The sequence below is a fragment of the Brooklawnia cerclae genome, assembly GCF_011758645.1.
GTDB lineage: Bacteria > Actinomycetota > Actinomycetes > Propionibacteriales > Propionibacteriaceae > Brooklawnia > Brooklawnia cerclae.
In genome coordinates this window covers 776,039-790,663 of the sequence record NZ_JAAMOZ010000001.1, presented here as the reverse complement: position 1 = coordinate 790,663, position 14,625 = coordinate 776,039, and the positions used below count along the sequence as shown (strand labels likewise).

Annotated in this window: 11 protein-coding genes; 1 reads left to right on the top strand and 10 read right to left on the bottom strand. The window is 68.9% G+C overall.

The features are described 5' to 3' along the window. Positions 1–538 precede the first annotated feature (538 nt). The 8 genes from tyrS to FB473_RS03825 form a co-directional block, all read right to left on the bottom strand. Positions 539–1,825, bottom strand: coding sequence for a tyrosine--tRNA ligase (tyrS, locus tag FB473_RS03860; protein WP_167164985.1), 1,287 nt, complete (start codon positions 1,823–1,825; stop codon positions 539–541). Positions 1,826–1,912: 87 nt separating this feature from the next. After that, positions 1,913–3,301, bottom strand: a complete 1,389-nt coding sequence (gene argH, locus FB473_RS03855) for an argininosuccinate lyase (protein WP_243863740.1) — start codon at positions 3,299–3,301, stop codon at positions 1,913–1,915. Positions 3,302–3,410: 109 nt separating this feature from the next. Beyond that, a complete protein-coding gene (locus FB473_RS03850; RefSeq protein ID WP_167164983.1) occupies positions 3,411–3,929 on the bottom strand; it encodes an arginine repressor in 519 nt (172 codons plus the stop codon). Continuing rightward, the gene (locus FB473_RS03845) at positions 3,922–5,151 is read right to left on the bottom strand and encodes an acetylornithine transaminase (RefSeq protein WP_167164981.1); all 1,230 of its coding nucleotides are present in this window, start codon (positions 5,149–5,151) and stop codon (positions 3,922–3,924) included. The genes FB473_RS03850 and FB473_RS03845 overlap by 8 nt, the downstream gene beginning before the upstream one ends. Position 5,152: 1 nt before the next feature. After that, the gene (gene argB / locus FB473_RS03840; RefSeq protein ID WP_208390648.1) at positions 5,153–6,067 is read right to left on the bottom strand and encodes an acetylglutamate kinase; all 915 of its coding nucleotides are present in this window, start codon (positions 6,065–6,067) and stop codon (positions 5,153–5,155) included. A gap of 31 nt (positions 6,068–6,098) precedes the next feature. Beyond that, complete coding sequence (argJ, locus tag FB473_RS03835; protein WP_167164977.1) at positions 6,099–7,250, bottom strand: bifunctional glutamate N-acetyltransferase/amino-acid acetyltransferase ArgJ; 1,152 nt, start codon at positions 7,248–7,250, stop codon at positions 6,099–6,101. Next, a complete protein-coding gene (gene argC, locus FB473_RS03830; protein ID WP_167164975.1) occupies positions 7,247–8,275 on the bottom strand; it encodes an N-acetyl-gamma-glutamyl-phosphate reductase in 1,029 nt (342 codons plus the stop codon). The genes argJ and argC overlap by 4 nt, the downstream gene beginning before the upstream one ends. A 164-nt stretch (positions 8,276–8,439) precedes the next feature. Further along, a complete protein-coding gene (locus FB473_RS03825) occupies positions 8,440–9,003 on the bottom strand; it encodes a TetR family transcriptional regulator (protein WP_167164973.1) in 564 nt (187 codons plus the stop codon). Between the two features lie 116 nt (positions 9,004–9,119). On the opposite strand from FB473_RS03825, the gene FB473_RS03820 reads away from it, so the two are divergent. Next, complete coding sequence (locus tag FB473_RS03820) at positions 9,120–10,337, top strand: pyridoxal phosphate-dependent aminotransferase (RefSeq protein WP_167164971.1); 1,218 nt, start codon at positions 9,120–9,122, stop codon at positions 10,335–10,337. A 389-nt stretch (positions 10,338–10,726) separates the two neighbouring features. Here FB473_RS03820 and pheT read toward each other — a convergent pair whose 3' ends face one another. Together pheT and pheS are read right to left on the bottom strand one after the other, a co-directional pair. Further along, positions 10,727–13,234, bottom strand: coding sequence for a phenylalanine--tRNA ligase subunit beta (gene pheT / locus FB473_RS03815; RefSeq protein ID WP_167164969.1), 2,508 nt, complete (start codon positions 13,232–13,234; stop codon positions 10,727–10,729). Next, entirely contained in the window at positions 13,231–14,334 is a 1,104-nt protein-coding gene (pheS, locus tag FB473_RS03810; protein ID WP_167164967.1) for a phenylalanine--tRNA ligase subunit alpha, read from the bottom strand. Before pheS ends, pheT begins: the two co-directional genes overlap by 4 nt. Between the last annotated feature and the right edge of the window lie 291 nt (positions 14,335–14,625).

Genomic DNA, 14,625 nt, shown 5'->3' with positions numbered 1-14,625 from the left:
GTTCTCAAGTTTCGGGTGCGTCCCTCGTTTTGGCTTGTCAGCCGCAACTTGGGGCAACTCGGTTAACCTTAGGCGATCTCGTTTGGATTGTCAAATCCTCACTTCGACCGCCTTATTGGCGATCACCTTCAGGTATTGCAAAGGCTTTTGAAGGCCTTTCCTGAAGCCGATCTGTAGTTGTCATCCTCGCCTCTCCGGCAACCGGAGCGGCTCGTCCAACGTTACTCCCTGGTTCCCAGCCCGTCAAATCCGTTTCCGGATCTTCTGACCGATTCCCTCGATCCGCAACCATCCGGGCTCGAGGCGCGCTCAGTGGCGGGCCCAATCTGGACACACGCCCGTCTGCGCACCGCGCGGTCGGCGGCGAATCGTAGAGGTTCGTTGGTCGGCCTCTGGCCCAGCCGCAGACCGTGCCTGCCCCACCCATCAGGGGGTTCAGAACCCGTTCTCTTTGCGTCTGTCTCGCTCAGAAGGCTCGGCCTACATTACACACGGGATCAACTCCGCACAAATCGGCATCTGCAACCCGTTGTCCAACCTAGTCAGAAGCAGATTCGGTCGGAACGAGGTCGACGGCACCCACGGTCTTGCGTCCACGCCGGAGCACAGCCCAGCGTCCCTGCAGCAGGTCGTCGGCGTGCAGGCGAGCGTCCACCTGCTCCACCTTCCGGTTGTTCAGGTAGGCGCCCCCCTCCTCGACCGCCCGCCTGGCGGCCGACCGCGACGGAACCACGCCCGCCGAGGCCATCGCATCGACGACCAGGGGAAGCTGCCCGTCGACCGGCGGTAACGGCGCGGCGGAGAGCTCGTCCATCACCGCCGACAACGTGCCCGGCGGCAACGCGGCCAGCTCCCCTCGACCGAACAGCGCACGTCCCGCCAGTTCGGCGGATTCCCGCTCGGCCCGCCCGTGGACGAGATCGGTGATGTCGTCGGCCAACGCTCGCTGAGCGGCACGCGCCTGGGGTCTGTTCCTCGTCTGGTCGTCCAGCTCCGCGATCTCGTCCCTGGTTCGCCAGGAGAAGATCTTCAGGTAGTCGACGACCTTCGCGTCCTCGGCATTGAGCCAGAACTGGTGGAACGCGAAGGGGGAGGTGAGTTCGGGGTCGACCCAGACCGTGCCCGTCTCCGTCTTACCGAACTTCGTTCCGTCGGCCTTCGTCAGCAGGGGCGTCACCAGCCCGTGGACGACCGCCCCCTCCTTGCGCCGGATGAAGTCGATGCCGGCGGTGATGTTGCCCCACTGGTCCTGCGCTCCGGTCTGGAGCGTCACCCCGTGGCGACGGAACAGCTCCCAGTAGTCCAACGACTGCAGCAGCACGTAGGCGAACTCGGTGAAGCTGATGCCGTCGTCCAGGCGTCTGGCCACCACGTCGCGCGCAAGCATGCGGTTGACCGAGAAGTGCTTGCCGACGTCCCGCAGGAACTCCAGGGTCGACAGCTTCGAGGTCCACTCGTAATTGTTGACCACGACTGCGGGGTTGGATCCCCCGAAGTCCACGTAGCGGGTCACCTGTCCGCGCAGCCGCTCCGCCCACCCGGCCACGACGTCCGCGTCGTTCATGACGCGTTCCCCGGTCAGCTTGGGGTCGCCGATCAGCCCTGTCGCCCCGCCGACCAGCAACACCGGGCGATGGCCCGCCTCCTGGAGGCGCCGGGCGACGATGAGCTGCATGAGGTGGCCGATGTGCAGGCTCGCCGCCGTGGGATCGAAGCCGACATAGGACGCGACCGGCCCCTCGTCCAGATGCGCGGCCAGAGCCGCCTCATCGGTCGATTGGGCGATGAAGCCACGCCATGTCAGTTCGTCGAGCAGTGCGTTCACCCGATCAGGTTATCCGCCAGCGCTCGTGACGGCCCAACGCGTGCGTCCACCGGGACGCCATCGGATGTCCAGGGGACGACCGTCGCGTCACTCCGCCCGCCGGGCGCGCGCCTTGCCTGCCTCCTCGTCCGTCGCCCAATCGCCGGCCTGATGGACGGCCTCCTCGAGCTCGGAGAGCTGCTCGCGTACACGTTCTGGTGCCGTACCGCCCCGGCCGTCGCGTGAGGCCACCGACCCCTCGATCGTGAGGACCTCCAGAACGCCCTCGTCCAGCTCAGGGGCGATCTCGGCCAGCTGCTCCGCGTCCAGGTCGGCCAGGCCGATGCCCGCGGCCTCACAGAACCTCACAGCCCCCCCGGCGACATCGTGAGCCCGGGCGAACGGCACCCCCCGACGAACCAGCCAGTCCGCCATGTCGGTGGCCAGCGAGAACCCCCGTGGTGCGGCCTCGGCCATGCGCTGCGCGTCGAACCGCAGGGTGGCGACCATGCCCGCCACCGCCGGCGCCAGCACGTGCAGCTGGTCGATGGAGTCGAACAGCGGCTCCTTGTCCTCCTGCAGGTCGCGGTCGTACGCCAGTGGCAGAGCCTTGAAGGTCGCCAGCAGTCCCGTGAGGTTGCCGATCAGCCGTCCGGCCTTGCCACGTGCCAGCTCGGCCACATCGGGGTTCTTCTTCTGCGGCATGATGCTCGATCCGGTCGACCAGGCGTCGTCCAGCGCGGCGAACCCGAACTCCGGGGTCACCCACGCGATCACGTCCTCCGACAGCCGCGACAGGTCGACGCCGATCTGCGCCAGCACGTAGGCCGCCTCCGCCACGAGGTCGCGGGCCGCGGTCCCGTCGATCGAGTTCGGCACCGATCCGAAGAACCCCAGCTCGGAGGCCACCTGCTCCGGGTCGAGGCCCAGCGACGTCCCGGCCAGCGCACCCGATCCGTACGGGCTGAGCGCCAGGCGTCCGTCCAGGTTCTCCAACCGCTCCACGTCCCGGACCAGCGGCCAGGCGTGAGCGAGCAGCTGGTGGCTGAGCAGCACCGGCTGTGCCGCCTGCATGTGCGTCCGGCCAGGCATGATGACGCCCAGATTCGCCTCGGCCTGACCGCGCAGGGCATCCACCACGCCGAGCGCGTCCAACGCGACGAGCCTGATCTCACGGCGCAGGTACCGGCGCACCAGAGTCGCGATCTGGTCGTTGCGCGACCGGCCGGCACGCAGCCGCCCACCGAGTTCGGGACCGACCCGCTCCACGAGCATGCGCTCCAGAGCCCCATGGACGTCCTCGTCGGTGGGAGCCGGAGTCTCCGCGCCCGACTGGACATCGGCCCGTAGCTGCTCCAATGCCTCGACCATCGCCGCGTGGTCGTCGTCCGACAGCAGGCCGGCGGTGTGCAGAGCCCCGGCATGGGCGATCGAACCGTCGAGGTCGTCCAAGGCCAGACGCCAGTCGAACTGGGTGGACTTCGACAGCGCGAACATCGCGTCCGCGGGACCACCGGAGAACCGGCCCCCCCACAGGAATCCGGCCGCGTGATGTGATTCCGCTTGCTGCGCTGGGGGCTTTGCCTCGTCGTTGCTCACGCGATCATCATCCCCCATCGAGCTCACGACGGAACCCCGACGCGAGGGCGATGAACCAATCGGCCAACGGCTGGCCGCCGGTCGGGCCGCTGGCGATCACGAGCACGGTGTCGTCCCCGGCGATGGTGCCGAGGATCTCGGGGCGCGCGACACGGTCGATCACGGACGCGAAGTACTGGGCCGCTCCCGGCGGGGTCTTCAGGAGGGCGAGGTTCGCCGATGCCGACGCGGACACCAGGATCTCGGTGCAGACCCGCGCCAGCCGCGCCTCGTGCGCGGTGTGGTCCGAGGCCACCTCGGTCGCCGGAGGCGCGTAGACCAGCGTCCCCGCGCTGTTGCGCACGCGCACGGCCCCGATCTCCAACAGGTCCTTGCTCAATGTCCCCTGGCTGACGGAGATGCCCTCCGCCGCCAGGATGTCGGCGAGCTCGGCCTGCGACCCGATCTCGCGGCTCTCGATCAGCGAGAGGATGCGTCCCTGCCTCGCGACGCGGGACGAGGCTCGCGGGCCGTTGTCATCAGACATCCCGCACCTGCCGGTTCAGCACGCTCGCCAGCGCCTGCGCGAACGCGTCGAGTTCCTCGCGGGTGATGACGAGCGGCGGGGCGAGCCGCAGCACCGAGGGCCGCGGTGCGTTGATGATCCAGCCCTCGTCCAGCATCGCGTCGGCCACGGCGGGAGCCACGTCGGCGGTCAGCTCGACACCACGCAGAAGGCCGCGTCCCCGCACGTGGTCGATCAGGGGATGCCCCAGCCCGGTGAGAACCGATGACAGGTGATCGCCGAGTTCCCGGGCGCGCATCAGCAGGCCCTCACGCTCGATCGTGTCCACCACAGCGAGCCCCGCCGCCGCGGAGATCGGGTTGCCCGCGAAGGTGCTGCCGTGGCTGCCGGGGGTGAAGAACTCACCTGCCGGGCCCACAGCGATGCAGGCCCCGATCGGAACGCCGTTGCCCAGGCCCTTCGCCAGCGTGATGAGATCGGGAGTCACCCCGTCCGCGACGCTGGTCATCCACTCGCCGCATCGCCCCATGCCGGTCTGCACCTCGTCCACCCACAGCAAGGCCCCATGCCGTGAGGTGATCTCCCGCACGCCCGCCAGGAATCCCTCGGGCGGGACGACGACGCCGTTCTCGCCCTGGATGGTCTCCAGCACGACGGCTGCCGTGCTGTCGTCGACGGCCGCAGCCACCGCGTCCAGGTCGCCGTAGGGGACGAAGACGACCTCCCCGGGCAGCGGCTCGAACGGCACGCGGTACTTGGCCGTCGAGGTGACCGCCAACGCTCCCATCGTCCGGCCGTGGAAGGCCCCGTCCATCGCCACGATCCGGGTACGACCGGTGAGCCGGGTCGCCTTGAAGGCGGCTTCGTTGGCCTCGGTGCCGGAGTTGGCGAAGTACACCCGCGCCACCGCCCCGGGGCTGGCTGCGGTCGCGAAGCCCGCGAGGCGCTCGGCCAGGGCGATCTGTGGCGGCGAGGCGTACAGGTTGCTGATGTGCCCCAGGGTGGCGAGCTGCTTCGACACCGCCTCGACCACCGCCGGATGGGCATGGCCCAACCCGCCGACCGCGATGCCGCTGAACATGTCGGTGTACTGCTTGCCGTCGGCGTCCCACTGCTGGGTGCCGGCGCCCCGGACGAACACCCGCGTCGGCGTGAAGTTGTGCATCATCGTCGCCTCGTAACGGGCCAGCCACGCGGCCTGTGCGTCCACCGACACCGTCTGCTGTACTGTCGACCCGGTCATCTCAGTTCTCCTCGTCCCCGTCCTCGTCCGCCTTCACCATGGTGCCGATGCCCTCGTCGGTGAAGATCTCCAGCAGCAGCGCGTGCCGCACCCGGCCGTCGATGATCGTCGCTCGCGAGACGCCGCCCTCGACCGAGCGCAGGCAGGCCTCCATCTTCGGCCGCATCCCCGATTCCAGACCCGGCAGCATCGTGCGCAACTCGCTCGCCGCGATCTGGGTGACGACCTTGGACGAGTTCGGCCAGTCGGCGTAGAGGCCGGCGACGTCGGTCAGCATGACCATCCGCTCGGCACCCAGCGCCACGGCGAGCGCCGCGGCCGCGGTGTCGGCGTTCACGTTGTAGACCAACCCGTCCGGCCCCGGCGCCACCGTCGCGACCACCGGCACCCGCCCGGCGTCGATCAGGTCGAGAACGGCTCCCGGGTTCACCGAGGCCACATCCCCCACCTGCCCGAGGTCCACCTCCTCGCCGTCCAGCTCGATCGTCTTCGGCTCGGCGACGAACAGGTTCGCGTCCTCACCCGACAGTCCGACCGCGAAGGGCGCGTACTGGTTGATGAGGTTGACCAGGTCGCGGCCCACCTGCCCCACCAGAACCATGCGGACGACGTCCATGGCCTCGGGAGAGGTCACCCGCAGGCCACCACGGAACTCCGAGGTGATGTTCAGCCGCTTCAGCATCGCGTTGATCTGGGGCCCGCCGCCGTGGACGACGACCGGCCGCACGCCGCAGCGGCGCAGGAAGACGATGTCCTGGGCGAACGCCCGCTTGAGGTCCTCGTCGATCATGGCGTTGCCGCCGTACTTGATGACCACCGTCTTGCCCGCGTACTGCATCAGCCAGGGCAGCGCCTCGATGAGCACGCCGGCCTTGGCGACGAGCGTCTTCTCGTCCAGCTCCCGTTGGACCGCCATCATGACCAGCTCCCGGGGATCGACCGACCGTTCATGACGAGTACTCCGCATTCTCCTTGACGTAGTCATAGGTGAGATCGTTCGTCCAGATCGTGGCAGCCGCGGCACCGGCATGCAGGTCGACGAGCACATGGCATTCCCGCGGGGCCAAGTCGACAAGGCTGCGGTCCTCACCGATACCGCCGCCGCGGCAGATCTGGACCCCGTTGATCGTGACGTCGATGTTCTCGGGTTCGAAGGCCGCGTTCGTCACCCCGATCGCCGACAGCACACGTCCCCAGTTGGGGTCGTTGCCGAAGATCGCGCACTTGAACAGGTTGTTGCGGCCGATCGACCGTGCCACCTCGAGGGCATCGTCCTCGGATGCCGCGCCCACGATCTCGATCGCGATGTCGTGGGAAGCGCCCTCCGCGTCCCCGATGAGCTGGCGAGCCAGATCCCAGCAGACCTGCGTCAGCCGCGTCGTGAACTGGCCGAGGTCGGGAGCCACGCCCGAGGCGCCGCTCGCCAGGCACAGCACGGTGTCGTTGGTCGACATGCAACCGTCGGAATCGATGCGGTCGAAGGTGAGGCCGGTGGCCGTGCGCAGGGCGGCATCGAGGTCGGCGGACTCGATCACCGCGTCGGTGGTGATCACCACGAGCATCGTCGCGAGCGCCGGGGCCAGCATGCCCGCACCCTTCGCCATACCGCCGATCGCGTAGCCGTCGCCGAGGGACACCGCTTGCTTGGCATGGGTGTCGGTGGTGCGGATCGCCTCCGCGGCATCGTCCCCGCCCTCGGCGGAGAGCTGGCTCGCGGCCTGCGCGACACCGTTCAGCACCGCGTCCATGGGCAGCCGGACGCCGATCAGACCGGTGGAACAGACGGCGACATCGCCCGGCGCGCATCCGGCCGCCGCCGCCACGGCCTGCGCGGTCGCCACGGCATCCTCGTACCCGGGCTTCCCGGTGCAGGCGTTGGCCCCTCCCGAGTTGAGGACGACGGCTCGCAGCGTCCCGTCCCTCAGCGCCTCGCGCGACAGCCCCACCGGAGCCGCGAAGACACGATTGGACGTGAAGACCCCCGCCACGGCCTGGCTCGGGCCCTGGTTCACGACCAGGGCGAGATCCTTGTTTCCGCTGGCCTTGATGCCGGCGGCGACGCCGGCTGCGAGGAACCCCTTGGGAGCGGTAATGGTCACGGTGCAACTCCGATTGCTGTCAGACCGGTCGTCTCGGGAAGGCCGAGCGCCAGGTTCATGGACTGGATGGCACCACCGGCGGTGCCCTTGGTGAGGTTGTCGAGGGTGCCGACGGCCACGAGGCGGCCGGCCGCCTCGTCGACGGTCGCCTGCACCAGAAAGCCGTTTCCACCGAGCACCGACTTGGAAGCGGGCCACGAGCCCTGCGGGAGCGTGGTGCAGAACGGCTCGTCCCGATAGGTGTCGGCGTACGCCTGCTGCACCTCGTCCGGTGTGTGGTCACCGATCGGGGCCGTGCACACGGCGAGGATGCCGCGGGACATGGGAGCCAGCATGGGCGTGAAGCTGACCGAGGGGTCGACGGCACCCAGCCGCGCCAGGTTCTGCAGGATCTCGGGCACGTGCCGATGGCCACCCCCGACGCCGTAAGCGCTCATCGAGTTGAACAACTCCGTGCCGAGCAGGTGCGGCTTGAGTCCCTTGCCCGCCCCCGAGGTGCCCGAAGCCGCCGCCACGGTCACATCGTGGCCGTCGATGAGGCCGTGCACGAGAGCCGGGAGCAGCGACAGCGTGGCTGTCGTCGGGTAGCAGCCGGGGACGGCGATACGCCGCGTCGACGACAGCACCTCGCGTTGGCCGGGAAGCTCGGGCAGCCCGTAGGGCCAGGTGCCCGCGTGCTCGGTGCCGTAGAACTTCTTCCACTGTTCGGGGTCGCTGAGCCGGAAGTCGGCGCCGCAGTCGATCACCAGGGTGTCGTCCCCCAACTGGGCCGCGACCACGGCGGACGCACCGTGGGGCAACGCCAGGAAGACGACGTCGTGGCCCGCCAGGTTTTGCGGTGTGGTGTCGAGCACCTCACGGTCGGCAAGGGGAATCAGGTTCTGGTGATGAGCCCCGAGGCGGCTGCCCGCGTTCGAGCCCGCGGTGAGCGCCCCGATGCTGACCTCGGGGTGACCGAGCAGCAGGCGCAGCACCTCGCCGCCCGCGTAACCGGTGCATCCCGCGACCGCTATGGAGAAAGTCATGGCATAACTATGCCGCCTTAGGAATAGTTATGCAAGTCTTGTCACCGGGATTCGCTGGGCTCCGCGATCACGTGACAGAACTTCCGCGATTCCGCCGGCCAGCTCGCGCGACAAGGAGAGACCTCTGTCTCCACGGTGCGATCGGCCAGTTCCGGGAGGTCTGGTCACGCCTGCGGCGACCAACCGGCGATGCCCCGCACGACGATGTCCAGCCCCACCGTGAAGCCCTCGTCGTCCAGCACATCGATCGGGGACTTGAGCACACCGAAATCGACCAGGTTGCGGCGCGTCTGCTCCTGCGTGACATGCCCGAGGACGAAGTGGAGCGCCGCCCGCGCCGCCTGGCGGGCACGGACCTCGTCCCACCCCGCGCGGCGAAGAGCGGCGACACAGCCCTCGTCCGGCACCCGCTCCCCCAGTCCGACCGCCAGCGTCGCGGCGACGACCTCGGCGGCGTCCCTGTGCCCGAGCAGCACCGATCGCAGGCTTCGCGCCCACGCGTCCAGCCCGGCCGCGAGCGGCTGGTCGGTGACCGGGACGGGAACATCGGCGAGGATGGCGTCCGACACGCCGGCCAGCAGCGCCTGTTTGTTGGGGATGTGCCAATAGATCGTCGCCGCCTGAACGCCGAGTGCGTCGCCGATGCGCCGCATGGACATGTCGGCGAGCCCGAACTCGTCGAGGATCCCCAGCGCGGCACCGACGATGAGCTCCCGATTCACCGCCACGGCGCGACACCTCGAGCCAGCGGACCACGCCGAACGCCGATTTCCACGATGCGACCCTAGCGCGCGAGGTCAGTACTCTTGGAACGACCCCGCGCGGGGAGAAGGGACAAGTGACGATGGCGACGCGATTCAGCCAAGCGAGCCGGCTTCAGGGAGTGCACTACGACGTACGTGGACGCAACATGGTCGAGGCCCAGCGCATGGAGGCCGCAGGGGAACGCATCCTGCACCTCAACATCGGCAACCTCGCCCCGTTCGGCTTCTCCGCTCCGGAGACCATGGTCCGTAGCGTGGTGGCACATCTGGCCGAGTCCGACGGCTACGCGGACGCCCGCGGCATCTACAGCGCGCGCACCGCGGTCGCGAACTATTACCAGACGTTCGGGCTCGACGTGGACGTGCCGCAGGTGCTCATCGGCAACGGGGTGAGCGAGTTGATCTCGATGCTGCTCCAAGCCCTCGTCAACTACGACGACGAGATCCTCATCCCGGCGCCCGACTACCCACTTTGGACCGCTCTGGCGACCCTCACGGGCGGAGTGCCCGTGCACTACCTGTGCGATGAGCAGAACGGATGGATCCCCGATCTGGACGACATCGCCTCCAAGATCACGAGCAAGACGAGGGCGATCGTCGTGATCAACCCCAACAACCCGACCGGCGCCGTGTACAGCCGCGAGGTGCTGCAGGGCATCGCCGACCTCGCACGCACCCACGACCTGATCGTGTGCGCGGACGAGATCTACTCCAAGATCGTCTACGAGGGCGAGCACCTGCCCATGGCGACCCTCACCGACCCGGACACTCTGTGCTTCACGTTCTCCGGGCTTTCGAAGGCCTACCGCGCGTGCGGCTGGCGATCAGGATGGCTCGTGGCCACGGGCCCGCTGGAACAGGCGGAGAACCTGCTGGAGGGCCTGCAACTGCTCGCGAACATGCGTATGTGCGCCAACGTGCCCGCCCAGCACGCGATCCAGACCGCGCTCGGCGGATACCAGTCGATCGACGACCTGGTGAGGCCCGGTGGACGATTCCACGACCAGCTCTCGCTGGCCCACGACCTGCTCAACGAGATCGAGGGCGTCAGCTGTCAGCCGGCACGCGGTGCCCTCTACCTCTTCCCACGCCTCGACCCGGAGGTCTTCCCGATCGCCGACGACGAGGACTGGGCACTCGGCCTGCTCCAGAGCAAGAAGATCCTCGTCAGCCACGGACGCGGGTTCAACTGGCCCGACCCCGACCATTTCCGCCTCGTCGCCCTGCCCGAGGAGAAGGTGCTGCGCGAGGCGATCGGCGGGATCGCCGAGTACTGCGACGAGACGAGGGTGCGCTGAGGCCACGATGCGCGTGCGTCGGTAGGGGCAGTGCTTTCGACAAGCTCAACCACCGGTCCTTGAGCCTGTCGAAAGGTGCTCCTTGAGCTTGTCGAAAGCACGAGGAAACTCGTTTCGACAAGCTCAACGAGCGTGTGGTGAATGCCCCTTGAGCCTGTCGAAAGGTGCCCCTCGAACCTGCCGAAAGCACGAAGAAACTCGTTTCGACAAGCTCAACGAGCGTGTGGTGAATGCCCCTTGAGCCTGTCGAAAGGTGCCCCTCGAACCTGCCGAAAGCGCGAAGGAACTCGTTTCGACAAGCTCAACGAGCGTGTGGTGAATGCTCCTTGAGCTTGTCGAAAGGTGCCCCTCGAGCCTGTCGACAGGACAGCTCGGCAGCGCTCCGACGATCAGGCCCGCTGAACGGCCCCGCAGACCTCCCCGGCCCGCGTGACCGCGGCCTGGAGCGCGGCCACCGCCTCTTTCTCGGTGAGCGTGCGGTCGGGGGCACGGAAGCCGAGCGCGAACGCCAGCGACTTCTTGCCCTCGCCGGCCTGCGCCCCGGTGTAGACGTCGAACAGCCGGATCGACTCCAGGAGCTCGCCCGCACCATCGACCAGCGCCCTTTCCACCTCGGACGCGGGCACGTCGGCGTCCACGATCAGCGCGACGTCCTCCTTGGTCAACGGGAACGGCGACACCGGTGACACCTCGCCACCGCGAGGCGCGGCGGCGATGAGCGCGTCCAGGTCGAGTTCGACCGCACACGCGCGAGCGGGCAGGTCGTAGGCCTTCACCACGTTCGGATGCAGTTCCCCGGCCCACCCCAGCACGACCTCGCCGTCGCCGGTGCCGACGACAAGCTCGGCGCAGCGTCCCGGGTGCCACGGCGTGTGCTGGGCCGCCCGGCGCGACAGCCGGACGCCCAGGGTCGCGGCAGCCGTCTCCGCCAGATGCACCGCATGGCGCCAGTCGGCCCTGACGGCCGACCCCTGCCACCCCGCGGGCGTCCAGTTCCCGGTCAGCACCCCGGCGAGCATCCGCGGCTGGTCGGGCAGGTTCCCGGTGACCGCGGCGATCTCCGCGTCCGTGGGACGCTGGGCCACCGACGGCATCAAAGCCGCCCCGCGGCCTGTCTCGTGGAAGACCAGCCCGCATTCGAAGAGCGCGAGATCGTCCTGGCTACGTGAGGTGTTGCGCATCACCGCAGCGAACAGACCCGGGAGCAGCGTCGTGCGCATGAAGGGCTGGGTGTCGGCCAGGGGGTTGGCCAGGCGGACGGTACGGCGGCGTGGATCGTCGCCGGAAAGGCCCAGGTGATCGAGTTCCTCCGTGCCGATGAACGGCAACGTGATCAGCTCGACGAAACCGGCCTGCGCGATCGCCCGGATGACGGCGCGCCTCGACCGCTGCTCGAACGTGTAGCCACGCCCGGCGGGGGCCTGAGGCACCCGCGAACGGATCACACCGAACCCGAGCTTTCGTCCCACCTCTTCGACGTAGTCGTACTCGTCCACGAGATCGGAACGCCAGGTGGGGGGCACCAGCCGCAGCCACTCCCCCGCGACGTCCTCACGGTCACCGGTCACCTGGACGCCCGAGGCGCGCAGCACCTCGATCACCTGTTCCTCGCCGACCGGGGCACCGAGGATGCGTCCGGGCAGATCGGCGCGAATACGCTGCGCAGGCATGGCCGGTACACCGCCGACGATCGTCCGCTCCTCACGCAGGACGCCACCGCCCAGCCTGACGAGCAACCGCGCCGCGGCGCGGGCAGCGGCCAGCGGCAGAGCGGGATCCACCCCGCGGGCAAACCGCGTGGATGCCTCGGAGGGCAGCTTGTGCCGCCTGAACGTGCGCCCGATCGACACCGGATCGAAGTGCGCCGCCTCCAGGACGACGCTGCGGGTCTGCTCGGAGACCTCTGTGGTCTGCCCGCCCATGACGCCCGCCAGACCGATGGGGCCGGAGTCGTCGGTGATGAGCAGGTCCTCCGGCGACAGGGTTCGATCGACGTCGTCCAGCGTGACGAGATGTTCCCCCTCGACGGCCTTGCGGACGACGATCGCGCCCCGCAGCTGGTCGGCGTCGTAGGCGTGCAGGGGCTGTCCGGCCTCCAGCATCACGTAGTTGGTGACGTCGACCGCCAGGCTGATCGATCGCATGCCCGCCGCCGCCAGCCGGTGCGACATCCAGACCGGCGTCGGTGCACCGGGATCCAGACCGTCCACGCGCAGCGCGACGAACAGGCTGCACGCGTCCGACTCGAGCCTCACCGGATAGCCGCCCTCGGCCGGACGGATCGCCTGTGCCCCGTAGGGATCGGGGAAGGTCACGTCGAACGCCTGCGCGGCCTCGCGCGCCATCCCGCGCATCGACAGGCAATAGCCCACATCGGGGGTGACGTCGATCTCCAGCACCTCGTCACGGGCCTGCAGCACGTCCAGCCCATCGCTGCCGGGCCGGGGTGGCTGGCCGTCGACGAGCGGGGGCAGGACGATGATGCCCGCGTGATCGGTGCCCAGCCCGAGTTCGTCCTCGGCACAGATCATGCCGTCGGAGATGTGCCCGTAGGTCTTGCGGGCCGAGATCGCGAACCCACCGGGCAGCACCGATCCGGGCAGCGCGACGATGACGAAGTCGCCCACCGCGAAGTTGAGCGCCCCGCACACGATGCCGCGCGGGACGTCCTCACCGACATCCACCTGGCACCAACGGATGGTCTTGCCGTTGCGCTGCGGCTCCTCGACGAACTCGAGGACGCGTCCCACGACGACAGGCCCGCTCACCTCGTTGCCCATGGGCTCGATGTGCTCCACCTGGAGACCCGCCCGGGTCAGCGCCCCGGCGACCGCACCCGTCGTCACGCCCTGGGGCAGGTCGACCAGGTCGCGCAGCCATGACATCGGGACCCTCATCGGGCACCTCCTTGCAGCGAGCGGGGGAAACGGACGTCGCCCTCGACGAAGTCGCGCAGGTCGGGGGCGTTGTTGCGGAACATGACCGTGCGGTCGACGCCCATGCCGAAGGCGAACCCGGAGTACACCGATGTGTCGATGCCCGCGGCGCGCAGCACACGTGGGTTCACCACACCGCAGCCTCCCCACTCGATCCAGCCCTCCGACCTGCACGTGCGACAGGGCCGGTCGGGGTTGCCCACCGACTCGCCGTGGCACACGAAGCACTCGAGATCCATCTCGGCGCTGGGCTCGGTGAACGGGAAGTAGTGCGGACGAAGCCGCGTGCGCACATCGCCGAACATCGACCGCGCCAGGTGGTCCAGGGTGCCCTTGAGGTGCCCCATCGTGATGCCCTTGTCGACCGCCAGCCCCTCCAACTGGTGGAAGACCGGCAGGTGGGTGGCGTCGTACTCGTCGGCACGGTAGACCTTGCCGGGACTGACCACGTAGACCGGCAGCTCGCGCGACAGCATCGCGCGCATCTGCACGGGGCTGGTCTGGGTGCGCAACAGCTTGTGGTGATCGACCGGCTCGACGAACAAGGTGTCCGACAGGAAGCGCGCCGGGTGGTCGGGGGTGAAGTTGAGCGCGTCGAAGTTCAGCCACTCGGCCTCGACCTCGGGCCCCTCGGCCACCTCCCAGCCCATCGCGACGAAGACATCACACATGTCGTCGATCAGCGCGGTGATCGGGTGCATCGCCCCGACCGGGTGAAGTTCGACGGGCAACGTCACGTCGGCCCGTTCGGCGAGCAGTGTGGCCTCGAGCTCGGCGGCCTCCAGCTCCGCCTGGCGAGCTGCGAGCCCCTGGTTCACACGCCCCCGCGCCTGCCCGACGACGCGTCCCACGGCCTTGCGCTGATCGGGCGGCATCGAACCGATGGCACGGTTGGCCAGCGCGAGTGGCGACTTGTCGCCCGCGTGGGCGACGCGCGCCTGCTTGAGCTCCGCGGTGGTGCCGGCAGCCGCGATCGCGGCGAGGGCCGCGTCCACGAGTTCTGCGATACGAGCCTCGTCAACGGGCCTGGCCGCGTCTGACGATGTTGGTGACCCCGTCATGGTCTCCCCTCTGGGTCTGGGACGTCGGCAACCCCGCGCCCGCCGGTGGCGGGGGCATGCCGTGAACAGTCTAGTGAGAGTGAGCCGGGTCTCGGCGGCCCGTGCCGTGGGAACAGGACGGCACGACCGGGGCCACAGGCGCAACTGATACCGGCGCATCGTGAGCGGGCGCACGGCCCGCCGCAGGCCTTAGGCCTGCGCGATAAACTCCACGACCCCGCCGAACAGGAGGGCCCGAACTCGTGAAGCGCCAGGAAGCATGGGGTCATCGTAACCGACACCGCATCGCCG